22 protein-coding genes are annotated in these 25,025 nt (G+C 61.9%); 7 read left to right on the top strand and 15 right to left on the bottom strand.

Annotation, left to right across the window (positions count from 1 at the left end; all coding sequences use genetic code 11):
- Nucleotides 1-29: 29 nt before the first annotated feature.
- The 3 genes from NLK60_RS13740 to NLK60_RS13730 are packed head-to-tail and all read right to left on the bottom strand — an operon-like array spanning nucleotide 30 to nucleotide 1,565.
- On the bottom strand, nucleotides 30-872 hold the full coding sequence (locus NLK60_RS13740) for a beta-keto acid cleavage family enzyme (RefSeq protein WP_254808341.1): 843 nt from the start codon (nucleotides 870-872) through the stop codon (nucleotides 30-32).
- 1 nt (nucleotide 873) lies between these two features.
- Entirely contained in the window at nucleotides 874-1,065 is a 192-nt protein-coding gene (locus tag NLK60_RS13735) for a hypothetical protein (protein WP_254808340.1), read from the bottom strand.
- A gap of 50 nt (nucleotides 1,066-1,115) precedes the next feature.
- Nucleotides 1,116-1,565: a hypothetical protein gene (locus NLK60_RS13730; RefSeq protein ID WP_254808339.1), complete on the bottom strand. Its 450-nt coding sequence runs from the start codon at nucleotides 1,563-1,565 to the stop codon at nucleotides 1,116-1,118.
- A 96-nt stretch (nucleotides 1,566-1,661) separates the two neighbouring features.
- Between NLK60_RS13730 and NLK60_RS13725 the strand changes: the two genes are divergently transcribed.
- Both NLK60_RS13725 and NLK60_RS13720 read left to right on the top strand, forming a co-directional pair.
- On the top strand, nucleotides 1,662-2,561 hold the full coding sequence (locus NLK60_RS13725; RefSeq protein WP_254808338.1) for a redoxin domain-containing protein: 900 nt from the start codon (nucleotides 1,662-1,664) through the stop codon (nucleotides 2,559-2,561).
- 15 nt (nucleotides 2,562-2,576) lie between these two features.
- Nucleotides 2,577-2,945, top strand: coding sequence for a nuclear transport factor 2 family protein (locus NLK60_RS13720; protein ID WP_254808337.1), 369 nt, complete (start codon nucleotides 2,577-2,579; stop codon nucleotides 2,943-2,945).
- 77 nt (nucleotides 2,946-3,022) lie between these two features.
- Here NLK60_RS13720 and NLK60_RS13715 read toward each other — a convergent pair whose 3' ends face one another.
- Nucleotides 3,023-4,162: an MBL fold metallo-hydrolase gene (locus tag NLK60_RS13715; RefSeq protein WP_254808336.1), complete on the bottom strand. Its 1,140-nt coding sequence runs from the start codon at nucleotides 4,160-4,162 to the stop codon at nucleotides 3,023-3,025.
- A gap of 286 nt (nucleotides 4,163-4,448) precedes the next feature.
- Between NLK60_RS13715 and NLK60_RS13710 the strand changes: the two genes are divergently transcribed.
- Both NLK60_RS13710 and NLK60_RS13705 read left to right on the top strand, forming a co-directional pair.
- Nucleotides 4,449-4,883, top strand: coding sequence for a universal stress protein (locus tag NLK60_RS13710; RefSeq protein ID WP_254808335.1), 435 nt, complete (start codon nucleotides 4,449-4,451; stop codon nucleotides 4,881-4,883).
- A gap of 176 nt (nucleotides 4,884-5,059) precedes the next feature.
- A complete protein-coding gene (locus NLK60_RS13705; protein ID WP_254808334.1) occupies nucleotides 5,060-6,367 on the top strand; it encodes a hypothetical protein in 1,308 nt (435 codons plus the stop codon).
- Between the two features lie 101 nt (nucleotides 6,368-6,468).
- On the opposite strand, the gene NLK60_RS13700 is transcribed toward NLK60_RS13705, so the two are convergent.
- The 4 genes from NLK60_RS13700 to NLK60_RS13685 form a co-directional block, all read right to left on the bottom strand.
- The gene (locus tag NLK60_RS13700; RefSeq protein ID WP_254808333.1) at nucleotides 6,469-7,863 is read right to left on the bottom strand and encodes an FAD-dependent oxidoreductase; all 1,395 of its coding nucleotides are present in this window, start codon (nucleotides 7,861-7,863) and stop codon (nucleotides 6,469-6,471) included.
- 151 nt (nucleotides 7,864-8,014) lie between these two features.
- Nucleotides 8,015-9,889: an ATP-binding protein gene (locus NLK60_RS13695; protein WP_254808332.1), complete on the bottom strand. Its 1,875-nt coding sequence runs from the start codon at nucleotides 9,887-9,889 to the stop codon at nucleotides 8,015-8,017.
- A gap of 99 nt (nucleotides 9,890-9,988) precedes the next feature.
- Nucleotides 9,989-10,843, bottom strand: a complete 855-nt coding sequence (locus tag NLK60_RS13690; RefSeq protein ID WP_254808331.1) for a hypothetical protein — start codon at nucleotides 10,841-10,843, stop codon at nucleotides 9,989-9,991.
- The gene (locus NLK60_RS13685; RefSeq protein ID WP_254808330.1) at nucleotides 10,840-12,087 is read right to left on the bottom strand and encodes a DUF7350 domain-containing protein; all 1,248 of its coding nucleotides are present in this window, start codon (nucleotides 12,085-12,087) and stop codon (nucleotides 10,840-10,842) included. The genes NLK60_RS13690 and NLK60_RS13685 overlap by 4 nt, the downstream gene beginning before the upstream one ends.
- 203 nt (nucleotides 12,088-12,290) lie before the next feature.
- On the opposite strand from NLK60_RS13685, the gene NLK60_RS13680 reads away from it, so the two are divergent.
- From NLK60_RS13680 to NLK60_RS13670, 3 genes are all read left to right on the top strand, one after another.
- The gene (locus NLK60_RS13680) at nucleotides 12,291-13,595 is read left to right on the top strand and encodes an RNA-guided endonuclease InsQ/TnpB family protein (RefSeq protein WP_254808329.1); all 1,305 of its coding nucleotides are present in this window, start codon (nucleotides 12,291-12,293) and stop codon (nucleotides 13,593-13,595) included.
- A gap of 123 nt (nucleotides 13,596-13,718) precedes the next feature.
- On the top strand, nucleotides 13,719-14,078 hold the full coding sequence (locus tag NLK60_RS13675) for a DUF7113 family protein (protein WP_254808328.1): 360 nt from the start codon (nucleotides 13,719-13,721) through the stop codon (nucleotides 14,076-14,078).
- Nucleotides 14,079-14,395: 317 nt separating this feature from the next.
- Nucleotides 14,396-15,100: an aspartate/glutamate racemase family protein gene (locus NLK60_RS13670; protein WP_256530375.1), complete on the top strand. Its 705-nt coding sequence runs from the start codon at nucleotides 14,396-14,398 to the stop codon at nucleotides 15,098-15,100.
- A gap of 131 nt (nucleotides 15,101-15,231) precedes the next feature.
- Here the strand turns inward: NLK60_RS13670 and NLK60_RS13665 are convergent, their stop codons facing one another.
- The 7 genes from NLK60_RS13665 to NLK60_RS13635 all read right to left on the bottom strand — a co-directional run bounded on the left by NLK60_RS13665 (nucleotide 15,232) and on the right by NLK60_RS13635 (nucleotide 24,928).
- On the bottom strand, nucleotides 15,232-16,503 hold the full coding sequence (locus NLK60_RS13665; protein WP_254808326.1) for a DNA double-strand break repair nuclease NurA: 1,272 nt from the start codon (nucleotides 16,501-16,503) through the stop codon (nucleotides 15,232-15,234).
- A gap of 315 nt (nucleotides 16,504-16,818) precedes the next feature.
- On the bottom strand, nucleotides 16,819-18,552 hold the full coding sequence (locus tag NLK60_RS13660) for an ammonium transporter (RefSeq protein ID WP_254808325.1): 1,734 nt from the start codon (nucleotides 18,550-18,552) through the stop codon (nucleotides 16,819-16,821).
- A 406-nt stretch (nucleotides 18,553-18,958) separates the two neighbouring features.
- Nucleotides 18,959-19,969 (bottom strand): porphobilinogen synthase, encoded by a 1,011-nt coding sequence (gene hemB, locus NLK60_RS13655; protein ID WP_254808324.1) that lies wholly within the window; start codon nucleotides 19,967-19,969, stop codon nucleotides 18,959-18,961.
- A gap of 85 nt (nucleotides 19,970-20,054) precedes the next feature.
- Entirely contained in the window at nucleotides 20,055-21,425 is a 1,371-nt protein-coding gene (locus NLK60_RS13650) for a hypothetical protein (protein WP_254808323.1), read from the bottom strand.
- Nucleotides 21,415-22,131, bottom strand: a complete 717-nt coding sequence (locus tag NLK60_RS13645) for a hypothetical protein (RefSeq protein ID WP_254808322.1) — start codon at nucleotides 22,129-22,131, stop codon at nucleotides 21,415-21,417. Before NLK60_RS13645 ends, NLK60_RS13650 begins: the two co-directional genes overlap by 11 nt.
- Before the next feature lie 110 nt (nucleotides 22,132-22,241).
- Nucleotides 22,242-23,339, bottom strand: coding sequence for an SDR family oxidoreductase (locus tag NLK60_RS13640; protein ID WP_254808321.1), 1,098 nt, complete (start codon nucleotides 23,337-23,339; stop codon nucleotides 22,242-22,244).
- Entirely contained in the window at nucleotides 23,336-24,928 is a 1,593-nt protein-coding gene (locus NLK60_RS13635; protein ID WP_254808320.1) for a succinic semialdehyde dehydrogenase, read from the bottom strand. The genes NLK60_RS13640 and NLK60_RS13635 overlap by 4 nt, the downstream gene beginning before the upstream one ends.
- Nucleotides 24,929-25,025: the final 97 nt, after the last annotated feature.

Here is a 25,025-nt window from a genome sequence, read left to right as displayed (position 1 = left end):
CTCGCTGTCTAAAGATAGCCCCTCCACCCCTACAACTCGAGAATTGTTCGTGCCTGCGCTGGCGTTGCGACCGGTCGCTCGAGTTCCGCTGCCAGTCGGGCCGTCCGAGCGACCAGCTGGGCGTTACTCTCGGCGAGGTCGCCGCGTCGGTAGTAGACGTTGTCCTCGAGGCCCACGCGGACGTGACCGCCCACGAGCAGCCCCATCGTCGTCAACGGCAACTGATGCGGGCCGAACCCGAGCGTGTTGAACAGCGCCCCCTCGGGCAGGTTTTCGATTGCGTTGAGGAGATTTCGCGGGTGCGGTGGCGAGAGCGTCCCGCCTCCGAAGATAAGTGTCGCATACACCGGTTCCTCGAGGTCACGGCGCTCGAGTAAGCCACCGACCTCATTGAGGTGACCGTCGTTGAACACCTCGAGTTCGGGTTTGATACCGCGCTCTGACATTTCGTCGTACAGTTCGTCGACCATTCCGCGCGGATTTTCGCTCGTCAGGTGGTCATAGCGGTTGAGCGGCCCCATATCGAGCGAAGCTATCTCGGGAGCCGGATCGGTTTGAAGCGGTTGCCGACGGACCGACAGCGGCGCACCCGTGCCGCCGGTCGAGTGCTGGATAATGACGTCGTCGGTCCGTTCGCGGACCGCGTCCGTCACCGCCTGAAACCGTTCGGTCGAGAACGCGCGTTCGCCGGTGTCACGCCGAGCATGGAGGTGGACGACAGCTGCGCCCGCGGCTTCGGCTGCTGCGGCAGCCTCCCCGATCTCCGCGGGCGTTTCGGGAATCGCCGGGTTGGCCTCCTTCCCGTGGACGCCGCCGGTCAGCGCAGCCGTGATGATCACCGGCTCGCCAGCGAGGTAGTCGTCGTACCCCATCTCAATCGCCCCCGCCTCCGACGTGTTCGCGATAGATTTCACAGTCGCGGCCGTGCTCGAGGGCGTATCGTCCCGCACAGATATCGGCGCGCATCGGCTGAACGAAGCGCTCGAGGACGGTGCAGAAGGGGCGCTCGGTATCGAACTCGCGGCCGTCACCCGACGAGCGATACTCGAGGTACGGACAGGACATACGGGGAATGGGCGAGCGACGAGCAAAGGTGTTCGCGTCCGGGTGGCAGTTCACCGGTTTCGAAGCCGGTCGAGGACGCCCAGTCCGCCTCCGTCATCGCTCGCTCGTGATCCTGAGCGAGCGTCCGGGTTCGCCTCCTGGCCCGATCCGGCCCGACCACTCGAGACGTCCGTTCCGTTCGGGTCCGCCGTTTCGCTCGGCCTGCTCGCGTCACTCGAGCCTGACGGTTCGCTCGAGTCACGCTTCCGGCGACGGGACAGTCGGCGTTTGATCCACGCCCGCGGGCCCCCGATACGCTTGAGCAGGTAGTTCGGGGCGAACAGCGCGAACGTTCCGAAGACGAACATCAACGCACCGAAAAGCAGGTCCCCACTCCGCGTGAACTCGACGGCTACGATATACATGGGACCAGCCATCGAGAGCCCGGCAGCGACCTGCAACATCCACAGAATCCCGGGATTTCGCATCACCCAACCTACGTGGTCGACGTACTTTACCACCGTGGAACGACACTGATAGCCCAAAGGAGTGTCACTGAGCGTGTTCCTCCAGCGAGTGGCCACAGGACATACGTTACCGCCGTCCTAACGGACGGTATGCTCGAGACAGGTGCGGTTGCACCATCGTTTACCCGACCCGGCGTCGTTGGCGGCGAGATTCGCCAGCTATCGCTGGACGAAACCATCGACGACAGCGGGGTCGTTCTCCTCGCGTTCTATCCGGCTGACTTTAGTCCGATGTGTACCGAAGAGCTGTGTTCATTGCGCGATATCGACCTCTTTTCGCTCCAGCCCAACGTGCGAATCCTGGGGTTGTCGACCGACACCGCCTACAGCCACCGGCGATTTGCCCGGGAGTTCGACCTGGGGTTTCCGCTGGTCTCGGACAACGACGGTACCATCGCCGAAGCATACGACGTCCTCGAAGAGACCGGCCTCCATGGCCATCGCCGCATTGCACAGCGAGCCGTATTCGTCCTCGACCCCGACCGTACCGTCAGGTACGCCTGGGCTGCCGACGACAGCAGCGAAATGCCCGACCTCGAGGCCGTTCGGGACGCCATCGAGGGAGTTTCCGACGAGGAGACAGCACTCGGCCGGTACCGCGTCGCCTTCGAATGGTATCTCGAGGGTCGAACCGCCTACCACGAAGGGTACGACGCGTTCGAAACCGAAGACTGGCTCACCGCAGAAAGCGCGTTCGAAACCGCCAGCGAATCCTTGACGGATGCCCTCGAGGCGTTCGACGCGGCACGCCGGTACACCGAAAGCGAACGGGTTGGCGCGATTGCGGAGGACGCCAACGAACGGGCGACCACCCGTCGAAACGCGGCCAAGTGGTTCGCTCGCGCGGCGACACACTACAGCCGTGGCGAGGTCGACCAGGGGGAGGACTATCGGAACGACGCCGAACGCCAACACGACTCGCTGACCGCGGGTGACGAACCGCCAACGGCCGAAGACATCGAGGCCCTCGCCGATATCGAGGGAGCGTAAAACGGTTCGACAACGATGACGCCCACGCCACGCGAACTCGTCCGAGACTATTACGCGGCCCTCGACGAACACGCCTACGGTGCCCTCGAGGACCTGCTCGACGCCGAATTCGTCCAGCACCGGCCGGACAGGACCTTCGAAAACCGGGCGGCGTTCATCGCGTTCATGCGCGATGGACGACCGAATCCCCACACGCGACACGAACTCGAGGACATCTCCATCGAGCGAGATCATAAGGGGGTTGCAACCGTCGTCGTCCACGGGCGAGTGCTCGACGAACCGGCCGCTGAGGAGAGTGAAACGGAAGTAGCACTGTTCGCGTTCACCGACCGCTTTTCCCTCGAGGAAGGACGTATCGTTCACCTCGAGACGAGCCTTCGGTAGCACCGAGTTGCCCCCGTACATACGCCGAGTGCTGACCTCGTATCCGTGCTGGCAGTACAGCGCTACACCACTCCGTATTAGGCCGAACAGTTGTTCGGTCCGATCTCGAGTTCGACTCGTTCGTCCGGGTCGAGTGCCCGTGCCCCCCGGTTGATCGCAATGATGGTCTCGTAGTTTTCGGGTTTGTCACCGGCCGCAGCGAGACGGTCGACGAACGCATCTTCAGCCAGTGAGAGCGCCTCGATAGCCGTCCGAGCGGTGCCGACCGTCGTCGAGATCGCTTCTCGAGGGATGCCCGTCTGGAACCGTCCGTCCGTGCTGACGCCGACGTGGCCCGGCAGGACGACGACATCGTCGGGAAGCTCGAGCAACGTCCCGTGAAGGCTGTCGTACAGCAACCGTGCACCGCGTTCGGCGTCCTCGTCACCGAACTCGAGTTCCGTGCGGCCCACCGCCTCGGCGTGCAGGGTATCGGCGGTGAGAACGGCACGGTCGTCGACGAGCAGTGAAATGCCATCGCTCGTGTGCCCCGGCGTGTGCAGAACGCGGACCTCGAGACCACCGATGGCGAGCGTCTGTCCGTCTTCGAGCGGTTCGAAGGCGTGCTCGACACCCCGACTTGCAGCCCGTTCGGGCAGATAGTACGGTACCTCGAGACGTGTCGCCAGGTCCCGCCCGCCGGAGACGTGGTCTGCGTGGACGTGCGTGTCGAGCACGCCCTCGATTCGGAGGCCGTACTCGCCCGCCGCAGCGAAGACTGCCTCGAGGTCAGCCGTCGGGTCGACAGCGAGCGCCGACCCGGTTTCGGGGTCCCCGACGAGATAGGACAGACACCCCTTCGAGCGCCGCTGTAGCTGGACAATTGTGGCACCCGGAACGTCGACCGGGGCCCGATGATAGACGCGACTCCAGGCGTTCATTCCGCCCTCGACGGCCACGACGTCGTACGCGTCGGTAGCGCGGGCGAGTTTCGCTGCTAGCGTCCCCGAAGACACGCCTTTGCCACAGATGGTCAGCACCCGCTCGTGGTCGCCGACAACCTCGCGGATTTCCTCGAGGCGGTCCGAAACGTCCTCTGTGGGCTCGAACGGGACGTTTTTCGCGCCAGGGGCATGCCAGGCCTCGTAACTCTCGGGCGGTCGCGTATCGAGCAGCGCGAACGCCGTGTCTCCGTCGAGCAACTCGCTGAAGCGGTCGATGGTAATGGTCTCGATCATAGGTACCCACTCGCTTTCTACACACCTAAATCGTCTGTTGAAAATCGTCCGTGAGGCCGACTCGAGCGACCGACAAATCTCCCGAAACGAGGGTTGGGTGGAGACTGTACTCCGTCGTGCAGACCACACTACAAAAGCACCACCATTTACTATAGAAAAAGAAGTATCTGGTAGTAAAGTGGTACTAAAGCTATCGGACGCATGCGGACCACTCTCGAGCGCCATTCCCACGGACATGGGATAATGGAGACGTTCTTTTGTCTCGGCCCGAAACACACACCTACCGATGTACGACCGGATTCTCTTTGCCACCGACGGGAGCGACCACGCATCGACGGTCGCCGCACACGCCATCGACATTGCCAACACTCGAGACGCCGACCTCCACGTCATCTCCGTCGTCGACGATCGCGCGTTTCTCGTCCTCGACGACGACCGCGTCGAGAGCGTTCGCGAGGAGTTGCGAGCCAAAGCGCTCGAGGCCGCCGAGGAAGCCGTGACAGCCGCAACAGATGCCGGCGTCTCCACCGAAACCATCGTCGACAGCGGCAGTCCTGCCGAGTGTATCGTCAGCTACGCCGAAGAAAACGACGCCGATCTGATCGTGATGGGGACCAGCGGCGACGCCTACGAGACCAACGTCGTCGGCAGCGTCTCCGAGCGCGTCGTCAGAACGGCACCCGTCCCAGTGCTCACCGTCGGCCCCGAAACCGAGCGATAAGACTCGGGCGAACGGGAGAGCGCATCTCCTCGTTCGCGATATTCATCACCGGTTCGACCACTGGCGAGTGAGTGCGAGGGCAGCGACTCGAGTTGAGGCGTCTGTGTATCCACGTTCGTGGGTGGACGGTACCCCTAGATTGATTCGGTTTGCGTGACTATCAACTTGTTACACCAATGCGCCGTTCACTGGTCGTTGCCACCGCACTCATCGCGATCGCCTTCCTCTTTGTCGGTGGGCCGTCGCTGTTGCTATCGCCGTCGACCAGCGACATCGCCCCCGAGGAAACCGAGGAGCCAGAACTCGAGATGGTCGAGTTCGAAGATTCCGAGAGTTCGATCTGGGCGTTCATGAGCGCCAGAGAGGCCCACGACAAACGGAGTCCGTTGAACGTCTTCGTCCGCGGCGAAGCTGACGAAGTCGTCGTCGCGTTGACCGAAGCGGGCGACGGTGACTGGGAAGAGCTGGACGAAGACGAGATGGACGCCGAGCCTGAGACGTTCTCGTTCATCGAGGACGAGGGCCACCACGCCACGGGCACCGAGTGGGGTGACGCCACCGGGACGACCCGGTACGCCTGGGTCGACCCCGGCGACGGCGATCCCTACTGGATGACCGAAACCCGCCAACTCGACGACGGTGATTACTACGGCGAGCGAATGCACATCCGGCTGTACGAAAGCCCCAACGACGACGACCAGTGGGTTGCGATGCAGACCCACACCGAACACTTCGACTGGTTCACCCTGCGTCACCGCGTCGACGGCGTCGAGGCTGCCCAACTTCGAGTCGAACAGGAGTTCATGGACATGCCGAACGTCGATCCACAGGAAGACGTCGTCCGCATCAACGTCGATAATTCGGGACCGTCAGACGCTGACGGCTGGGCTACCAAAGTCGACACGCTCGGCATGCTGCTCTCGCCACTGCTGTTGCTCGGCATGGCGAGTGCCAGCCAGCAGGTCGCCAAGCGTACCCCCGACACGGTAGACAAACACCTCACGGACGTGGACCGCAAGCGCCTCGAGGCCGCCTTCGACCGACTCGAGGCCCGACACCTGATACTGGCGTTCACGATTTTGGCCCTGTTCCTCGGCGTGCGCATCGGGGGCATCGCCCTCGAGCGCTGGACCGACTTCCTCACCATGCACATGATCGCCGCGATGTTGTACCCGGTGATCGCCCTGGGGATTCCGATCGCGACGTACGCCATCGCCAGCGGCCTCGAGTCCCGGCTCGACGCTGCCGTCGCGGCATCGCTATCGCTCGCGCTCGCCATCTGGCTCGATTACGGGCTGATGAACGTCAACTCGTTGCCCGTCGACGTCGTCCTCCAGCGGATGTTCGTGATCGTCGCGCTCGGACTGATCGCCGCCGGGGCTGCCAAACGCGCGACTCGAGAACGCCGGCTCAACGATATGCTAATCGTCGGCATTCTGATGTGGTCGCTCGTACTGGTGGGGACGTTGTTCGGGTATCTCTGATCGAAAAGCGCTCGAGAGCTTCGGGTGGAGTCGTTGAGAGACGAACTGGCGGCAGGACGAGCGGTCACATTTCACTCGAGATACGCGAGCAGGACAACCGATCAGTCCGCGGACGATTCGGCTTTCGTGTCGGCTTCAGCTTCCGCGCTCAGCTCGACTTCAGCACGCGGGAACTGGTCGATGGTGTCAGCACGGAACGCAGCTTCGTCGAACGTGTACTCGTCGTCGAAGCAGTCGACCACGGTCTGTGCGTCTTGCATGGCGTTTTTCAAACTCGTGGAAGCACCCGGCGAAGGCGTGATGTTGAAGATGATGTCGTCACCGACGATCTTGGCTTCGCCCATGTCGAGGGATTTTCGCTTCGTGTCGACGATCTGCGGGCGGACGCCACCGTAGCCTTCAGCGCGCTCGATATCGTCGAGCGTGGCACTCGGAACGACCTTCTGTACGTGCGGGAGGAACGATTTCGGACCGACTTCGGGGACGTCGTAGGCGAGGTTGCGCACGACGTAGGGGAACAGGATTCGGTCGGCCAGGATGTTTCCATAGCTGGCCAGTGCCGCCGGGTTGAAGCCGAACACGTCGATGAAATCCTCGACCGTCGAGAGTCGCCCGCGCTCGAGCGTCGGCACGAGTTTCGCGGTCGGGCCGAATCGCGTGATGGAGGGGTCGTGCACGTCGGCATCGCCGTGGACTGCAGCGAACGGGAGTTTCTTCATCTGTAAGGTGTAAACCTTCCCGTTGAGGAAGTTTTCTGCGAGGAAGAAACTGCCCGCAATGGGGAGTAAGACCTTGTCTTCGCCGTAGCCCATCTCCTTCGCGATCTGGAGGCTGTGTGAGCCCGCCGCAACCACGGCCACCTCACAGTCGAACTTCCCGCGGGCGGTGTCGAGCGTGAACCCGTCGTACGTTTCGGTGATATCAGTGACTTCCGTCGCCGTGAACACGTCCACGTTGGCCTCCTCGTCGGCTTGCTCGACCATCGACTTGGCGACCTCGCCGTAGTCGACGACGTATCCGTCGGGAGTTTGCAAGGCGAGTAGTTCGTCGGTCGGATCGCGACCCTCGACGACCTTCGGCTCGAGTTCGGCGATTTCCTCACGGCCGATCGCCTCGAGTTTCGGGAACAGGTCGCCAAAGCCCTCCTCGTCGTAACGGGACTCGAGTTGGGCGACCTCCTCGTCGCCGACGGCAAGCACCATCTTGTTTCGCTTGGCGTGGAGCGCTCGCTCGGAATCGTAGTGCTCGAGATACCCTGCCAGCATCTCTGCTCCCTCTTTGACTTTCTCGGCCTTCTCGAGGGTGTAGTTGGTCTCGATATCCCCGAAGTGCAGCGTCTGGGAGTTGTTCGCGTGATGGGAGTTGATCGCCGAAATCTCGGCTTCTTTCTCGAGCAGTGCTATCGACTCGATATCGGTGAACTTCGCCGTGGCGTACAACAGTGACGCGCCACTGATACCACCGCCGACGATAATGAGGTCATATTTGCCAGACATAGGTGCAATTTTGGCGTTATTCGTTCGAGAGGATTTGAGCGACATAACTCATGTTCTTTCGTCCTGCCGGAATTACGATGATCGATGGCAAGTACTTCGACGATCGTTGAACTTCGGTGAAAACCACTCAGGCACGGTATCCCTCGAGCGATCAGTCTCGACCGTGTCGAGTGAGACACGTCGAGAGGCCGATCAACTCGACGGGTTCGGAGTTGTCCGGCGAGTAGACGACCATCTGGCCTTTCTCCATGTAGGGAACCTTGGACTCGAGGTCGCTCGGGATGTTGACGCTCTTGATGGCATCCTCGTCGCCCAGGTTGAGGACGACGGTGGTGTTGATCTGTTTGAACACCGCATCGTCGATATCCTGGGGATCCTGGGTGATGAGAAAGAGCCCGAGTCGCTCCTTTCGTCCCTGTTTGGCCGCTTCGGTGAACTTCTGGATTACCTTTCGAGCCTGGACGCTGTCGGCGTCGGTCAGGAAGTTGTGGGCCTCGTCCATCCCCAGAATCAGCGGCGTCTCTTTGATCCGGTCGTAGTCGGGGTCGTTCGAGAGCTTCTGATCGATCAGAAGACTCGAGAGCGCGAGGACGACGGCCTCGGTCGCTCGAGAGTCGTTGATGTGGTAGGTGGGGACGACGCTGAGTTGGCCGGGTGCGACGAACGAATCGATCAGTTCAGTGATGGGGCGAGCGTCCTGGTCGAAGACGGCGTCGAAGCCGAACACTCGCCGACGCACGGCGTCGTAGGTCGCCTCGTGGACCCGGCCCGATTCGTCGAGTTCCTCCCGAAGCGCCGGGTCGTCGAGAAACGATTTGAACTCGCGGTAGCTCCCGCCGGCGCCGTACTGGTTGAAAAAGCGGCTGATGAGATAGGTGAGGGCTCCGTACTGGTTATCGTTGAGCGACCCGCCCGAGACGAGCCAGGGCCGCTCACGACACATCGAGAACGGGATGGTGAACTCGACCTGTTCGGCCCGGTGGTGACCCGCGGCGTAACTGGAGGTACCGACTTTCGGCACGAACGCAGTCGTCTCCTCGTGGCCCCCATAGGCGAGTCCCTCTCGCTCGAGGCGTCGGGCAAACTCGGTGTCGAGGTCGGGGTTGTCGTCGTGCATCTGAGCGTACTCGTCCTGGGGGTCGAACTGGACGACGGCCGGGTTGACCGTGCGGCCGTCGGTCATCGGATACCGGCGTTCGTCGGCCAGATACTGCCTGAGGATGTTTTTCGCGCCGTGAGTTTTCCCCGAGCCCGTGCCGCCGGCGATGAGCGTGTGCCGGAAGACGAGCGGGTCGCCGGCTTCGTAATCGTCTTTGAGCCGGTAATCGATGGTCGGCGGCGACGTGTTCGTCCGGACCTTCTCACCGCCGACGGAGAGATGTCCCAGAAAAACGCCGTTTTCGGGCATCTTCAGTCCCGTTTTGATCTCCTCGGTGTCTGTCGCCTGGCTGATTACGGTCTGGGGTTTTGGCACCCGATCGGTCATCCGTCTTTTGAGTTCGCCATCGTCGGCAGACGATGTCCCGCTGTTCGCAGAACTCGGCTCCGAGCGGTCATTGTACAACACCGCAATCGGTTCGAGTTCGGCCACGAACTTGTAGTCGGCCTCCGCATCCGGGTCGAAGCCGTTTCCTCGCATCGCTCGACGCGCGTGGATCTCGGTCGCGTCGTCGGTGTGATACTGCTGGGCGTACTCGAGGCCGGCGATCTGACAGAACAGCCGTTCGCCGTCCGGATAACTGGCCAGTACGTAACTTCCGAGACGAATCGACGAGCGGTTTTCCGCGGTGACGTACGCCCGCAGGTTCGTCTCGTCGCTGTCGGTCGCCACCCGCAGTCCCTGTGAGACGCAGATGGTCCCGATACCGGAATCGGTTCCCTGTGGCTCGAGGGATACCGTCTCGAACTCATCCGTCTCCGTTTCGGGGGTGTCTGCTGGCTCGCTCGAGTCGCTCCCGCTTTCGTCTTCGATTCCGTCCTCGCCGGTCGAGAGCGGGTCGAAATCACCCAGATCCGCGTCGGTCATACACACGTCAACTGGTGGGACGTACAAACGCGTTTCCCTCCGGCACGCGAAGAGGACGAGTATCGCTGTACGGTGGCTGGCCCCTCGAGTGGAGCCCGTTCACTGCGTTCGTCGGGAGCGAGCGAGGAGTGCAACAGTCCCGAGCAGTGTGGCAAACCCAGCGAGTGTCACGAGCACGCCGAACCCGGGAACCGGTTCGGCGACGGCGTCATCGTCCGCATCCGTGCCCGACACATCCTCGTCACTCGAGTCGTTGACGACGGCTGCCTCGAGCGTCTCCCGGTCGTCCGGGTCCGGATGGTCGAACGCCGGAACCGGGTCGTCGCCGCCGTCGATCGAAACGGTGACCGCCTGATCGAGGATGGCGAGCGGAAGGTCGTTCTCGAGGATCACTGCCGATTCGCCGAAGTCGATTTCGGCCACGCCGGGCGGTGCGTCTTCGCTCACTGTTACCGTCACCGTCGCCACCCTGCCGTCGCCCGTCGCTCCGCCGTCGACCGGCTCGCGGCGCTGCTCGAGGAGTGCCGTCCCGGCTTCGTGGGCGATGCGGTGCTCCTCGACGATATCGGTCTCGTTGCCCTGCTCGAGCCAGCCCGCGCCCTCGATGTTCGTCACCTCGAGATAATCGGGATGATACTGGGCGACCAGGGTGAGTTCAGCGACGCCGGTGCCGCCGTGACCGCCACGGCTACGCATGAGTACGTCGACCTCGAACTCCTCGCCAGGTTCGGCGTCGATTTCGTTGTCAGCAGGCGCGATCACGGCGAGCTGGTCGCCCGCACTGACGACTCCGGCCCCCAGGGCGACAGCGACGACAACGAGACAGACCGCCAGACCGACGAGTGTGATGGGCGTGCACCGGAACGAACTCGATCGACCCTGTTTGCCGGCCGAGGACGACCCCTCGCATTCGGCATTCGAACGCGTCTCGGTCGACACTCGTTCCCCGGTCATCGTGACAGTTCCGTCGACATCGCAGGCATCTCGAGAAACGCGGTTTCGTAACCCTGATGGCGAGTCACCTGCGGTGGGGTGATGACCTCGAGGTCGAGGGAAGCACCGTCGGGATCACCCTCGAGTGCGGTACCGTAGTGGTGGTGCAGTGCGTCGTCCATCGTCTCGACCAGCTGGTGGGGTTCGCCGTCGACGACGGCCTCGAGGTCCATCAACGGGAGTACACACCGGTTGTACGGCGACCGCGGCGAAACCCCGAGATACCACGAATCGTCGTCGACGAACCGGGAACCGGACTCGAGTAGCGTGACTTCGAAGACGGCGTCGCCGCTCTCGAGTGACGCCTGGTGGGTGCCGGGAAGTTCGTCGGCCGGTGGGAGTGCAGAGTAGGGGATCGCGTGGTGCTCTCCGTGGTCGTGGTCATCGTGGTGGTCCCCCTCGGTATGATCCCCGTGGTCGTGGTCATCGTGGTGGTCCCCCTCGGTATGATCCCCGTGTTCGTGATCGTCGTGCCCGTGTCCACCGTGGTCCATCGGCTCGAGTGCGCCGGGTTCGCCCCACTCTTCTTCGGGGAAGTACTCGATGTCGGTGACGAGATTCCGCAACTCATCGCCCAACTCGAACTCGAAGGAAAACGAGACCGCATCGTCGAATCGCCCCGCAAAGGCACCGGTCCGTCGCACGGAAAGCGGACTAATTCGACCCTCGACGCGATAGGTGCCGTCCTCACCCAGCGCCACGTTGTCGCCAAAGTGAAAGCCCATCTGCTGGGAGATCATGAGCCACGGTCGTTCTTCCGCGATCGATTCCCCATCGTAAAACAGTTCGAACACCGGGCTCGAGTCGAGCGGGATGACGAGCCCCGTTTCCCGGTCCCAGGCAGTCACCATCAGATGGACGTCGTCGCTGGCCGACGGGTCGACACGCTGGACGTCCCGCCCCTGAGTAAGCCAGAACGGGTGCGGATAGGTCAGCATCGGTCCGAAAAGATAGGGGCCAGCCTCGACCGGCTCGAGCATCACCATCTCCTCGCGATGTGTTGGACGGTACACAACGTCCGGGGGGTTCTCGATCTCCGGAAACGCGGGCACCCCATCCTCGCCTATCGTCTCCGTGTCATCGTCGCCGTTTCCCTCCTCGGCATCCGTCGAATCACCCTCGAGACAGCCCGCAAGTGCAAGTGCGCCTGCCCCAACACATCCGCACAACAGACCGCGCCTGGAAACGTCGCCCTCACCGTACATTTGTTGGCGGCTATAGGTGACTCGAGCGTTTACACGTTACCCTCCCGACACCGTTTGACGGGAGCTATTTTTCTGCGAGGAGAGAATCCCGCCGTTTACGGCGGGAGTGAATCCGGCCACTTCCACACAGTCCACCGCCGATGGCAGGCTGGATATTCAACGTCAATCCGAACCATTAAGTAGGTTTTTTACATAGCCTATGTATGGCGATTCAGGTCACTCGTACCTACGTTGCTTCCATCAGGAACCAGCAACAGGTCAAGAGTGATTTGGATTCGCTCGGGTTCGCCGCCTCGAAACTCTGGAACATTGCACGCTGGACGTGCGACCGAATCTGGAGTGAAACAGGGACAATCCCCGAGGATGGACCGCTCAAAGCGTACCTAAAAAACCACGAACGCTACGCCGACCTCAATTCTCAGTCGAGTCAGCGAGTCATAGAAGAACTCGCTGAAGCGTTCAAAGGGTGGTACGCCAAGCGCCGAAACGGGGACGACCGCGCAAACCCACCGAAGTACCGAAAACACAACGGCGACCACCCACGCTCCACGGTCACGTTCAAAGAAGACGGTTTTAAACACGACTCGAAGAACAACCGGATTCGCCTCTCCAAAGGTCGAAATCTGAAAGAACACTGGTCGGACTTCATCCTCTGTGAAATCGAAACCCGACCAGACGTTGTTGTTGAGAATGTTCGCCAAGTTCGAGCCGTCTGGAATGGCGACGAATGGGAACTCCACCTCGTGTGCAAGCACGAAATCGAGGCCGACTCTCCCGGCAACGAAACCGCTGGTATCGACCTCGGCATCAAGAACTTCGCCGCCGTCTCGTACTCCACGGGCGACCACGAGTTGTATCCGGGGAACGCTCTCAAGACTGACGAACGGTACTTCGCCAAGGAGATAGCGAAGTGCAACTCATCTCGGTCGAACAAGGCACTCCGAATCCGCCGAAAGCGTTCCGAGCGTCGGTCGCACTACCTCCACGCCGTCACCAGACACATCGTCACAGAGTGCGTCGAACGAGGTGTCGGAACGATTGCTGTCGGCAACCTCGAAGGCGTCCGTGAAGACGACGAAACTGGCGAGGTTCGAAACTGGGGCGACCGTGGGAACGAAGGCTTGCACGGCTGGGCGTTCGACCGCTTCACGAACTTGCTCACGTACAAGGCGAAAGCCGAAGGCATTGCCGTAGTCATAGTGAGTGAACGGGATACGTCGAAGACGTGTTCGTGCTGTGGACAGAAGCGGAAGGCAAATCGTGTAGAACGCGGATTGTACGTTTGTCGTGGGTGTAACGCCGTGATGAATGCCGACTCGAATGGTGCAGAAAACATTCGGCGTCGGTTAGACCAAGCAGAAAAGGTAACTCTGAATCCCCGGTCTTCCGGGGATAGGAGTAGCGGGCGTGTGGCACGTCCTGCGGTCAACCTGTTCCGTCGTGGAGAACACGACCCGAGTAGTGGACAGGGGACGTTCGCTGAACAAGCGAGCATCTGCAAACCGTAAATATCCCAACGCGGTACGGGAAGCCCCGCCGTTCACCGCGGGGAGGATGTCACGACGTGGCTCGAGAGCGGTATTTCGCGGACGAACCAGCCGCCTTTTCCGTGCTGGAACCCTAGTCGTCTTATGTTGTTCATCCGCGGCCGCGCCGGCGGCACCGAACTCACCGGCACGCTGTACGAACGGGGCGAACAGGCCCCCTCGTTTCGCGGCGCTCCAGACGAGGACGCCGCCTACGTCTGGATCTGTGATGCCTTCTACGAGGTCGATAGTGGCGGCACGATACAGGTGATCGACGATCGGGAAATCAACGTCGCCTTCGAGTCGCCGATGCCCCGTGGTTTCGACACGAAAGACCAGGCGCTCGCAGCCGCAACCGAGCACATCGAGACGCAGTTCGCCAGAATCGGCGTCGACCCGAAAACGGTCGAGGTCGAAGTCGAGAGCGCAGAGCCGGAAGCGGAAGCCGCAGCCGACAATATATAGCGATTCGTAGCGGAATCGGTGAAAGTGCCTGTGAACCGCCTCAGGGTCAAGTGGTTCGAGACGCTCTGCGTCTCGTCATCAAGCGAAACCATCGGTTTCGCGGACATCGCGAAGCTTTGCTTCGGTCAGTCACGAGAGACGGCGTCTCTCGAACGACCTCGAGGCACTCCCCCTGTCGTTTCTGTAGACGACAAGAGTTGGCTGCTGACAGAGAGCCATCCATCCTACGAACGAAAGCACTTACAGAACACAAGGAGAAAGCCCACGACTTTAGTCGTGTGGAGGATGTCAAACTGATTGTGTAGGTGAGAACATCTATGGACGAGCTTCAAACAGTTGGGATCTTAGGCGGCATGAGCAGTGAATCCACTATCGAGTACTACCGCCGTATTGATGCGGGCATCAATGACGTGTACGGTGACCACGCTGCAGGCGATCTGCTAATTCGGAGTGTGAACTTCGCAGAGATCGAACGGTGTATCCGAAACGAGCAGTGGGACACTGCCGCAGGAGTTCTGACTGAAGCTGCCCGTGATCTCGAGCGCGGTGGTGCTGATTTTCTCATTATGGCGACGAACACGATGCACAAAGTCGCGCCCCAACTAACCGATGCACTCTCGATACCGTTCCTTCACATCGTCGACGTCACAGCCGATGCGATACTGGCCGAAGACATCCAGACCGTCGGTGTCCTTGGAACGAAGACCACGATGGAAGCACCGTTTTACCGAGACCGATTCGCGAATCATGGCATCGAGGTCGTCGTCCCGGACGCCGAGCAGCGTGAGGCAGTCGATTCCATCATATTCGACGAATTGACGAACGGCCTTGTCCGGGAAGACTCCAAAGAACGGTATCTTTCTGTGATCGATACGTTGACCGCGAAGGAGGCAGACGGGCTTGTATTAGGCTGTACGGAGATCGAAATGCTCGTAAAACAAAGCGACCGCCCCGATGTACCGATGTTCGATACGACAGCACTGCACACCGAACGCGCAATCGAGCGGTGTCTCTCCGAATGATGCGAACGAATTACCCATGTCGCATTCGCACATTGGCTGTCTCGGCTTCAGGGAGGGATTCTCTCGCTGTTTAAAAATAGACCCGCTCGAGCGCTACGAGAGACAACAAATTGCTGCGACCAAGTGTCCGTTTACCGGTCGAAATCGTCGCCCCACCGCTTGTCGTCGTAACTCCGCCGTTGTGCCGTGTCGAAGCTCTGCTCGAGGGTCTCCCGAAGCGAACGCTTTTCCGCGGCGCTAATCCGGGCGAGTTCGTCGGCCTTTTCGATGCCCGTCGGCGGGCCGTGAGCGACGGCTACGTCCTGTAGAATCTGCATCGTCAACTGCTCACGCCAGCGCTCCTCGCGTACGAACGCGTACGGTGCTTCGACCCGATACAACAAGTCGTCTCGCGGGTCGTAGGCGACGAAAAACGTCACCTCGTAGGCTTCGGGCTCGAGTTTTCGGTCGACGCCCAGCGCCTCTCCATCGACCGAAAGCGGCCGGTCCACGCCGCCGCGCGAGCGGAACCAGCCGGTGTAGGTCAGCGAGTCGGTATCGCGTTCCCAGCGGTCGCCATCGACGTCATCGACGTACGATCCCCGCTCGAGGATTCGGGTGAAGAAGGTCGCGTCGTCGGCCCACGGGGCGTCCCCATCGTTCGATTTCACGGCGCGGGTGATGACGCGGGTGGCGGGGTTCTTGACGAAGCCACACAGCGGCACGTCGCGCTCGACGAACGTCTCCACCAGTCGAACGTAGTTCTGGACGACCTGTTTCGGCCGAGACTCTTCCTCGAGGAACGTCGCTAAATCGGGATGCTGGTCCGACCATCGAAGCAGTCCTCGCGGGTACAACGGTCCGTCCAGCACGAGCAGGTCGTCGACGTCCGCGGCGTGCTCGAGGGCGTGTTCGCTCTCGGCAAGGTACAGCGCGAGGGCGTGGACGACGCCTTCGGCGAACCGTGGCAACGGTGGAACTTTGATGGCTCGGGACCGACTGAATCCCTCGTCGAAAGTGTCCCAGGTCTCGTCGACGTGGGCCGTCGGATCGGTGGCATGGACGGTCGCGATCACGGTCCTCGAGCGGTGTAAATCGAGGTCGCTCGGCGTCGCGCTCATCGCGGCCTGTGCGATGTCGATGACCAGGCCGTTTTTGAAAATCGTCGGATTGATCGTTCCCGCATCGAGACCGTGCGTGGAATCGAAAGGGGGCTCACAGAGCGCAACGTCTTGCATATCGACACGGTGGCGAGAAACACCGTCGACCGGCTCGAGGACCACGCTCCCGTCGACCGCGAGCGGGTCGAGAAACTCGTTCCAGACGGTCTCGGCGAACGCCCGGTGGTCGCGTTCGTCAGCTCCGTGGTCGATCCGATGGGCGAGCCTGGCGATCCCGTCGTAGTGTACCGGATCGAGTGTCATGTCCGACTCCACCGACGCCATCAGCAAAAAGCCAGTGGATCAGCGACCAAACGCGGTCACGCGTCCGCGCTGTTGGCCACTCGAGGAGAGCATCAGTTGAAATGTCACTTGCGGGAGCCCCGTTGAAGTGTCACTTGTGGGAGCCCCGTTGAAAAATGACGTTCGCTCGAGCGACCACCACCAACCTGACTCGAACGGAAAACGGAGAGGCGATCAGTACCGCCCTGGTCGGACAAAGCCGCTGTACAACAGTTCGAGAGACGGATTGGCGCGTTCCTCGAGTCGTATTCGGTGTTCGATAGCGGTCGTGCCGGATTAGACCGCTTCGGGGCCCGTATCGCCCGTGCGGACCTGGCAGGCGTCCTCGACCGGGAGGACGAAGATCTTGCCGTCGCCAGGTTCGCCGGTGTTTGCGCCCTCGCGAATCGCGTCGACGACGTCCGCTGCGGGAACGTCGGCGACGACACACTCGATTTTGACTTTCTGGTGGAGGTCGACGGTGTACTCCTCGCCGCGCCACTGGCCTTTCTTCGCCGGCTGAGAGCCGCGACCGGAGACGTTGGTGACCGTCAGCGACGGGGCACCCACGTCTGCAAGGCTCTTTTTGACCGCACCGAGGCGGTCCGGACGAACGATGGCGGTAACCATCTTGATCGGCGTCTCCTCGACGCCGCCGTCGGTGTACAGTTCGCCACCGTCAGTTGCGACCTCCGGGCGGCCGAACTCTGGGTAGGTGTCGACGCCGTGTTCGGAGACGTCGAGGCCGTCACGCTCGTGTTCGGGGGTGACTCGAGCCTGACCGATCGCTTTGAAGCCGCCCCAGACGGCTGCGGTTGCGAGCACCGTCCAGATGGTGAGGACGGCGACGCCCAGAATCTGTGGGCCGAAGGCGCTGGCCTCGATAGAGAGGATGCCGCCCGCGACGAGTCCGCCGCCGATAGCGGTGCCTTCGATGGACCACAGCGGGTAGATGATCAGTCCGAGCATCCCCGCACTTCCGTGGACGGGGAAGACCGCACAGACGTCGTCGATTTTCAGGGTCTTCTCGACGAAGCTGAACACGAGCGGGAGCTGCGCGCCGGCGAGCAGACCGATCATCAGCGCGCCCATGGGCGTGATCAGGTCGGTCGGACCAGTGACACCGACCAGACCGGCGAGCATGCCGTTTGCCACGTACAGCGTGTCGACTTTGCCGTTCATGTACAGCGAGACCGCGGACGCACCGATTGCGCCCATCCCCATGCCGAGTGCGGTGACCATCGCAACGCTGCCGACGTAGCCGAAGTCACCGAGCTGGAAGACGCCTTCGGCGGCCGCGCCCGGGTCGATGACCGTCGCCGCGGTGCCGACGTTGAAACCGAACCAGCCGAAACAGAGGATCAGCGTCCCGAGTACGGCAAAAGTCATCGAATGTCCGGGAATGACGTTGCTCGAGCCGTCGTCGTTGTACTTGTCCATTCTGGCACCGATGATCCAGGCCGCCGTGAGGCCAGCGACGCCGCCCACACCGTGGACGACCATCCCGCCGGCGAAATCGGCGAAGCCGAGGTCGGTGAGCAGTGGAACGGCGTTCTCACCTGGTGCGTACCACACGAGACCAGCGGCCACCGGGTAGATAACGGCCGCAAGCAAGAACGTGTACGCCACGTACGCACGGAGCTTCGCGCGACCGGCGACGGCCCCCGAGACGATGGTTGCAGCTGTCATCGCGAACACCGCGCTGAACAGCCACATGACCCAGTCGAACGATTCGGCACCGAACATGGTCAACGGAGTCGAATCGCCACCGACCAGCGCCGCACCGACGTTGTTCGAAATCCCCATCCCGATCAGGAAGAACACTCCGATACCGACCGCCCAGGTCAGCATGTTCTTCGTCAACTGGTTCGCCACGTTCTTCGAGCGAACCTGGCCCGCCTCGAGCATCGCGAACCCGGCGTGCATGAAGAAGATGAGGAAGGTAACCACGAGGGCCCACATCAGGTTCATCCCCGTGGCGAGCGTCTCGAGGTCAGATGCTGTCGCCTCGAGTGCGACGGCGTCTATCATACACCCACCCCGGAAGCACAATCAGTTATATCACTTATTACTGGACAGTCGTCTACTTCAATCGAATGTTCCGTCATATTCGTACCTCTTATCACGTCAAATCCTAAAGCAAGACCATTGTATAAGGGTTAGCGTTGACGTATGAGTGAATTGTGTGCACAAACATAGAATAGTACAGATATTTATATTCGTATAAGGGTGTGGAAGGTTACCGGTTCGCGAGTCGGTGGCCCATCGCTCGCGAAAAATGGACAAACGGGGAGGCAAATGTTGCAACTTCGTTCGATTCGTTGGTGAAAGAGTCCAATTTCCGGGGCCGATTGGCTCCTGCGCGGTAGAATTTGCGATGTGAAAATGTCAGATGTGGAGAGTATGGACGTTCGGTCACCCTGGTGGGTAGTAGCGTCTACGATGAAATTTTTCGGGCGATATCTTCCGCGAAGTACGTCAAAATCAGATCCGCACCAGCCCGTTTGATCGACAGCAGCGACTCGAGGGCGGTCGCCTCGAGGTCGAGCCAGCCCTTCTCGCTCGCGGCGTGTAACATGGCGTACTCGCCGGAGACGTTGTAGGCCGCGATGGGATGGTCGAACTCCCGGCGAAGGTCGCTCACGATGTCGAGGTACGGCAGTGCCGGTTTGACCATCAACACGTCGGCTCCCTCCTCGACGTCGAGGGCGACTTCACGCAGTGCCTCCCGGCGGTTGCCCGGGTCCATCTGGTAGTGCCGACGGTCGCCGAATGATGGTGCGCCATCCGCAGCGTCGCGGAACGGACCGTAGAACGCGCTCTGGTACTTCGCCGCGTAGCTCATCACTGGCACGTCCGTGTGGCCGCTCTCGTCGAGTGCGCCGCGAATCGCGCCGACCATCCCGTCCATCATTCCGCTCGGGGCGATCATGTCCGCACCCGCATCAGCCTGGGAGACGGCGATTTTCTCCAGCGCCTCGAGCGTCGCGTCGTTGTCGACGGTGAGGCCGTGGTCGTGGCACTCGTGGCCGTTCTCACCCCCAAGAACATCCGCCTCGAGCGGGCCACAGTGGCCGTGGTCGGTGTACTCACAGAGACAGGCGTCGGTGATCACGTAGGTGTCGGTCTCGGCCGTTATCCGCCGGGTCGCCGCCTGGACGACCCCGTCGTCAGCCCATGCCCGCGTTCCCGCCCGGTCTTTGGACTCGGGAATGCCAAAGAGCATCACCGCCTCGACGCCCGTTTCCCGGACTTCCTCGACGCGGGGGACAGCCTCCTCGAGCGGCACGCGTTCGTGGCCTGGCATCGAATCGATAGCCACGCGCTCGTCGGTCGTCGCGTCGACGAACACCGGGGCGATAAAGTCGGACGGCTCCAGACTCGTCTCGCTGACGAGAGTTCGAATTCCGTCCTTTCGAAGGCGGCGAGGGCGGTGTGTCAGGTCCATACCCTCGAGTACCGACGGGAGAGACAAAAACGAACCGCTCGAGACGGCACCGACCGTGGAAAGGACCGGACGCGTCGACGAACGGTTACAACAGGTCCGCTATCTCCTCGGGAATCTCGTCGCTACGTTCGACCAGTTCGCTGGTGTAGTCTGGCTCTCCATCGGAATCGTAGCTGGTCGCGCTCAGGAGTAGCCCCGTCTCGAGTGAGACGCGACACTCCAGAAACGCCTGGTCGTCCTCGGCTTCGTACGCCGCAAGGCGATACCCCTCGAGACCGGCTACCGTTTCTGTGCCCTCGACGACGTACCGGAACCCGGCCTGGGTATACTCCTCACCGACAGTGAACGAGCGATCGGCGTGGTTACCGATCACTTCGTACATTGTGCCGGCGACTGTCGTCCCGAGACCCTGGTTGCCGAACAACCGCCCACCGATCGAGTCGACGGTTCCCTCGATCGAGTCATCGAAGTCGTTCCCATCGAAGGTCTGGACCGTGACGGCCGACAGTTCCTCCTCGGCCGGTTCCTCGATGGCGATCTGGAGCGGGAATGCCATCCCGTCCTGTTCACGGTCCCAGCGGTAGTACCCCGGTGTGGCCAATCGAATGGAACCATCGCTCGTCGCACCTCGTTCTGCCGGGGGGTCCGGCTCTTCTAAGGCTGGCCGGTCAGCGATGTCGATCGCCGGACCGTGTTCGACGAGCGTGATTTCTTGAATGGGCCGCCGTCGGTCTTCCTCGATACCGTCGGTGCCACGGAGCACGATCGCGTGATCGACCGAGATACAGTACTCGTACTTCGGTTCGAGATCGCTCGACGGTTCGTCCATCGTGACCTGAACGACGTACCCCTCGAGACCGGCATAGGTTTCGGTGCCGATGGCCTCGACGGTGATTGGTACCTCGCCACCGAACGTCGGCATGGGGTGCTCGTAAATCTCGCCGGCCGCCAATTCTGAGAGGTCGAACCCGCTGAGGGTATCTCCCGGGAACCAGCTCCGATTCTGAAACCCGAGGTCCATGTACTCGAACCCGTTTTCGAACGCCAAACCGAGGTCGGGGTCGGCGACCGTCGAAATCGAGTGGGTTTCTTCGGTACCGTCGTCGAATCTGACGACGGCGTCGACCGTCCCATTACGCCCGTCGACTGCGGTGACGTTCCAGACGAGATCGGTGATGCCCTGCCCGCTGTTGTCGACGACGCCGTACTGATAGTACCCCGTCTGGAGCGTGTCGTGGAGGAAGATACCATCGTCGTCGTGTGGTGATTCGCCGGTGGCCCCGGAAGTCGATCCGTTTCCATCGTCAGTCGTGTCGCCGGAGTCGCCGTCTCCGTTCGTCGAATCGCTCCCGTCGTCACTTCCCATACAGCCTGCCAAACCGAAGATACCGGCCGTGAGGCCAAACTCGAGCAAGCGACGGCGACTCGTCCGCTCGGCAGTCGGCTCACTCTTCATACTCCACCAACTCGATTTCGTACCCGCGATCGTAGTTTTTCGCGCTGATGACCATCGCGTGCTCTGGGGAGATACAGTAGGTGTACTCAACATCGCCACCCATGAGGATCGCGTCGAGGACGTAACATTCGATCCCGGCGTGTGTCTGTGTATCGACTACCTCCAGGTCGAATCCACTCCCGGCGTCGAGTTCGTCGCCAACCGAGAACGAGGAAACATCGGCCTCACCGACAATGACACCCGGAAGCCACAGTTCGATGAATCGGGTATCGACATATTCACTCAGGTCTTCGTCGACGCCGATCATATATGGTTGTGTCATGGTCGGTTCGGGAGCGTCGGGTGAGGCCGTCAGCGAGAATTCCTCGAGGCCGTGTACCCCTTCGAACGAACCCTCGACCTCGGCATCGTACTCGTCGAGCGACTGGACATTCCAGACGAACGTGTCCGTGAACTCATCCGGACCCGTGCTCCCCTCGAACACGTATCGTCCGCTTTGCCTGTTGTGGCGGAGAGTAATCGGTTCCTCACCAGTCGTGTCCGCTGCATCCTGTTCGGTTTCGCCCGCCGAATCGTCGTCGCCCGAATCCGGGGCGTCAGACCCGTTTCCATTCCCATCGTCACTTCCCGTACAGCCTGCAAGACCAGCCGCCAGGCCCACGCCACACCACGTGAGCAATCGCCGCCGTGTCGAACGTTTCTCCATACAAACGGTTGGGGATCAAATAGGTATATGTCCGCGCTAACTCTGAAGTAATCCCACAGGTTACCTCTGCGTGAGTTCCCAAACCCGAGGAGAGAGTACGACGAACCAGTTCACACCATCGCGTCGGATCCGATAACCGGATTCTCCCGCACAAACGCGACGAGTTCGTCGACGTACGATTCGAACGGCGGGCACTCGATCCCCGTCCCGGCGAGCGCTCGCCGGGTGTTCGGACAGGCGTATCGCGTCGGGTGGTCGAAGTAGTCGATGGTGGCCGGTTCGGCTGGCAGGCCGACTCCCTCAAGCGCCCCCAGCATCGGCCGGGCAACGGATTTCGGCGTGGGAATCGAGTAAACGCGATGGTCCATCGCGTTCGCGAGCGCGTCGACGAACCGTGGAATCGTCAGCGGCGTCGGGTCACACAGCTGGTATACCTCGCCGACGGTCTCCTCGCGAGCGCTGAGATGTGCGATGGCGTCGATGACGAAATCGCGAGGCACGACGTTGAGTTCGGTGTCGTCCGACCCGGGCAACGAGACGGTAAGCGAGCAGGCCCGGGGTTGTTCGAGCAACAGTCGAAGCAGGTAGTACGGTCCGTCGTACTTGCCAGTCTCTCCCGTCTCGCTGTCTCCGACGACGATTGCGGGGCGATAGATGGTCGCCGCCAATCCCGCGTCCATTCGCTCCTGAACCAGCACTTCGGCGCGATGCTTCGTCGCTTCGTAGTGGTTATTGAACGACTGGCCCTCCTCGAGGTGAGCCTCCGTAAACACACCCTCGTAGCGCCCGCTGACGTAACAGGTGCTAACGTACTGAAATCGGTCGACATCGAGCGTTTGGGCTGCGTCGAGGACGTGTTCGGTTCCCCGGACGTTGACGGCTTCGGCGAGTCCACGGTCGACCGCCAGGTCGTAGACGGCGGCGAGATGATAACACGTTTCGACCGACGACACCCCCTCGAGTGCGTCGCCACAGCCGAGATCGGGTTCCGTAATGTCGCCCTCGAGCAGTTGGATCGAATCTGGCGGCACCTCGAGGCGGTGACAGAGCGTCTCGGCCCGCGTCTCCGCCTGGGATCGATACTGCGGCTGGATCAGACAGACGACCGGTTCGTCTCCGCGAGCGAGCAGTCGCTCGAGCAACGCCGAACCGAGAAAGCCGGGGAACCCGGTGAGAAAGACGGTCGGATCGCGGGATTGTTCGCTCACGGGAGCCACCCCTCGAGTCGCCGGCGAAGCCGACGGAGTCCGGCCATGCCGCGGACGATGGGGTCTGTGGGAACGCGAGACGGTTTTCGCAGCGGCCCCACTCGAGAGGCGGCTATCGTTTTCGACTCGACGAACCGCGCCAACCCTTCCGGCCCGTGGCGACGGCCCAGTCCGGAGTCCCCGACGCCACCCATCGGCGCGTCCACGGCCGCCCAGCCGGCGACGTAGGCGTCGTTGACACAGACCGTCCCGGCGTCGATCCGTCGGGCGACCTCGAGTCCGACTCCCCGGTCGCCCGTCCAGACGCTGGCGTTCAGCCCGAAAGGCGAGTCGTTTGCCGCCTCGATAGCGTCCTCGAGGGAGTCGACGGGAGCGACGCTCACGACTGGGCCGAACGTCTCCTCACAGGCGGCTCGAGACGCCGGGTCGACGTCAGTCAGAATCGTCGGCTCGTAACAGAACGGCCCGAGTTCGGGGCGGGCCCGCCCACCCGTCAGGACGGACGCCCCCCGCTCGAGTGCATCCTCGACGTGGGCCTCGACGCGCTCGAGTTGGTCGCCGTCGATGAGTGAGCCGACGTCGGCAGCGTCGCCGATGCCGGTGCCGAGCGTGAGTTTTCGGGTTTCCCCGACGAATGCCTCGAGGAAGTCGTCGTACACCGACGCCTCCACGTAGACCCGTTCGGCGGCGAGACAGAGCTGGCCCGCGTTGGTGAAACAGCCCTGAACGGCCCCGCGAGCCGTTCGCTCGAGGTCGGCGTCAGCCAGAACGATGAAGGGGTTTTTGCCGCCCAACTCGAGGGAGCAGTCGATCAGGTTGTGACCCGCCTGTTCCGCGACGACGCGCCCCGTTTCGGTGCCGCCGGTGAAGGCCAGGTAGTCCACTCGGTCGATGAGCGCGGGGCCGACGATGGGACCCGAACCGGTGACTATCGAAAAGACGCCGTCCGGAAGCCCGGCTTCCTCGAGGAGTTCGGCGAGTGCGAGCGCGATAAACGGTGTCTTCTCGTCGGGTTTACAGACGACGGCGTTGCCCGCGAGCAAGGCCGGAATCGCGTCCGTCATCGACAGCGTCAGTGGATAGTTCCACGGCGAGATAATCCCGACGACGCCGACCGGGTCGTAGGTGACACGCGCGTCGGTCGCGAACGAAAACGCTCCATCTCGAGCCTCGTCGGCGAGGACGGCCGGCCCCTCGCGAGCGTAGTACGTACACGTCGCCGGCACGTCGAGCAGTTCTTCGGCGGCGTGCGCCCGGGATTTGCCGGTCTCGAGTTGCACCAGATCCAGCAATCGGTCCCGGTGCTCGAGGACGAGATCACCGAATCGCTCGAGGACGGCCGCTCTGTCGACTGGATCGCGGGTTTCCCAGCCAGCCTGTGCCTCGTGAGCGCGCTCGACGGTGGCGTTTACGGTCGATTCGTCGCCAGCCGGCACCGACCCGATCGGTTCGTCGGTAATCGGCGTTCGCACCACGATATCGTCCGTTTCAGCCGCTGGCACCGCCACTCGATCGGCGAGCGACTCGAGATCGGCGGGTGAAAGCGCTGTCGACGAAAAACACTGCGAGTGGGAGAGAGGGGCGTGCATACACCAGCAGTAGGGCGGCGACGTTCTAAAGGTACGCCACGACTATCACTCGGCGGGAGTACTGTTCCGTATCACCAGAGCGCAGTCGGTTCGGAGC

The sequence above is a fragment of the Natronosalvus amylolyticus genome (genome assembly GCF_024298845.1).
GTDB classification, from domain to species: domain Archaea; phylum Halobacteriota; class Halobacteria; order Halobacteriales; family Natrialbaceae; genus Natronosalvus; species Natronosalvus amylolyticus.
The sequence above is the reverse complement of the archived record's forward strand: the minus strand, read 5'-3'. Positions and strand labels throughout refer to the sequence as shown.

Bases quoted from the DNA above. Each gene is read 5' to 3' on its own strand.
- NLK60_RS13720 (WP_254808337.1), top strand. From the start codon at position 2,577: ATGACGCCCACGCCACGCGAACTCGTCCGAGACTATTACGCGGCCCTC.
- NLK60_RS13675 (WP_254808328.1), top strand. From the start codon at position 13,719: ATGTTGTTCATCCGCGGCCGCGCCGGCGGCACCGAACTCACCGGCACG.
- NLK60_RS13725 (WP_254808338.1), top strand. From the start codon at position 1,662: ATGCTCGAGACAGGTGCGGTTGCACCATCGTTTACCCGACCCGGCGTC.
- NLK60_RS13645 (WP_254808322.1), bottom strand. From the start codon at position 22,131: ATGGAGAAACGTTCGACACGGCGGCGATTGCTCACGTGGTGTGGCGTG.
- hemB (WP_254808324.1), bottom strand. From the start codon at position 19,969: ATGGACCTGACACACCGCCCTCGCCGCCTTCGAAAGGACGGAATTCGA.
- NLK60_RS13715 (WP_254808336.1), bottom strand. From the start codon at position 4,162: ATGATCGAGACCATTACCATCGACCGCTTCAGCGAGTTGCTCGACGGA.
- NLK60_RS13705 (WP_254808334.1), top strand. From the start codon at position 5,060: ATGCGCCGTTCACTGGTCGTTGCCACCGCACTCATCGCGATCGCCTTC.
- NLK60_RS13690 (WP_254808331.1), bottom strand. From the start codon at position 10,843: ATGACCGGGGAACGAGTGTCGACCGAGACGCGTTCGAATGCCGAATGC.
- NLK60_RS13665 (WP_254808326.1), bottom strand. From the start codon at position 16,503: ATGACACTCGATCCGGTACACTACGACGGGATCGCCAGGCTCGCCCAT.
- NLK60_RS13635 (WP_254808320.1), bottom strand. From the start codon at position 24,928: ATGCACGCCCCTCTCTCCCACTCGCAGTGTTTTTCGTCGACAGCGCTT.
- NLK60_RS13660 (WP_254808325.1), bottom strand. From the start codon at position 18,552: ATGATAGACGCCGTCGCACTCGAGGCGACAGCATCTGACCTCGAGACG.
- NLK60_RS13680 (WP_254808329.1), top strand. From the start codon at position 12,291: ATGGCGATTCAGGTCACTCGTACCTACGTTGCTTCCATCAGGAACCAG.
- NLK60_RS13695 (WP_254808332.1), bottom strand. From the start codon at position 9,889: ATGACCGACGCGGATCTGGGTGATTTCGACCCGCTCTCGACCGGCGAG.
- NLK60_RS13685 (WP_254808330.1), bottom strand. From the start codon at position 12,087: ATGTACGGTGAGGGCGACGTTTCCAGGCGCGGTCTGTTGTGCGGATGT.
- NLK60_RS13740 (WP_254808341.1), bottom strand. From the start codon at position 872: ATGGGGTACGACGACTACCTCGCTGGCGAGCCGGTGATCATCACGGCT.
- NLK60_RS13710 (WP_254808335.1), top strand. From the start codon at position 4,449: ATGTACGACCGGATTCTCTTTGCCACCGACGGGAGCGACCACGCATCG.
- NLK60_RS13700 (WP_254808333.1), bottom strand. From the start codon at position 7,863: ATGTCTGGCAAATATGACCTCATTATCGTCGGCGGTGGTATCAGTGGC.
- NLK60_RS13670 (WP_256530375.1), top strand. From the start codon at position 14,396: ATGGACGAGCTTCAAACAGTTGGGATCTTAGGCGGCATGAGCAGTGAA.
- NLK60_RS13650 (WP_254808323.1), bottom strand. From the start codon at position 21,425: ATGAAGAGTGAGCCGACTGCCGAGCGGACGAGTCGCCGTCGCTTGCTC.
- NLK60_RS13735 (WP_254808340.1), bottom strand. From the start codon at position 1,065: ATGTCCTGTCCGTACCTCGAGTATCGCTCGTCGGGTGACGGCCGCGAG.